This is a genomic window from Campylobacter concisus (assembly GCF_002914195.1).
GTDB classification, from domain to species: domain Bacteria; phylum Campylobacterota; class Campylobacteria; order Campylobacterales; family Campylobacteraceae; genus Campylobacter_A; species Campylobacter_A concisus_M.
Genome location: NZ_PPAU01000084.1, coordinates 1 through 785 on the forward strand (window position 1 = coordinate 1; position 785 = coordinate 785).

Here is a 785-nt window from a genome sequence, read left to right on the forward strand (position 1 = left end):
GCATAAGACTAAGGGGCAAATAGAGCTTATGCAAAGAGCCGCCAAATTTGGAGACAGCATTACAAATAAAGCCTTAAATAAATTAAGAAAAGATCCTGAAAACAAAGAAGCAATAGAAGAAATCGAAAATAAATGTTTTGTTGCAAACGGCATGTTCTTTCTAAAAGAGCAAAAAACAGCCTCTGCTTTTCAGTCTATTATGGGCATAAGTGCCGAGGAAAGATTTTTGCTTGTTGATAAGTTATTGCCAAAAACCTTATTAATGGCAAGGGATATTGATTTTGACATAATTGTTCATCAAGATATTATTTCTAAATTCTTCCAGACATCTTTATGCAGAGATTGCTTGGCAAAACCATTAAAAGATGAGGCTGAAAATCTTAAGCACGGCGTAGGCTCAAACGTCTTTTTGAAAGTTGATTTTTATGGCCGAGATATTAATAACAACTTTTTTAACTGCATGTTAAAAGGCAATTCATCTCCACACATGCTAATTTTCGGAACTACTGGAGCTGGTAAATCTGTTGCTGCACTTAAGATGGCGGCACAAATAATTGGTTATGATTTTGAAACTGGCAAAGCAAACGATCTAAACGAAAATCGAAAAATACGCTATATCAACGTTGGATATACTGGTGGAAGGATATTTGATAGCATTAGAAAAAATAACAATACTCCTGAGAAAAAAATGATTGAGATTGTTCCGCCAGATGTTTCAAAGCTACGTTTTTCTCTATTTGATTTTGATGATATATCAAGACCTACCGAAGAAGAGTGGCTAATGT

At 34.5% G+C, this 785-nt stretch carries 1 protein-coding gene; it reads left to right on the forward strand.

The genetic code is table 11. The features are described from left to right. Positions 1-28 precede the first annotated feature (28 nt). On the forward strand, positions 29-785 hold a 757-nt coding region (locus CYP28_RS02205), incomplete at its 3' end, for a hypothetical protein (protein ID WP_141090909.1).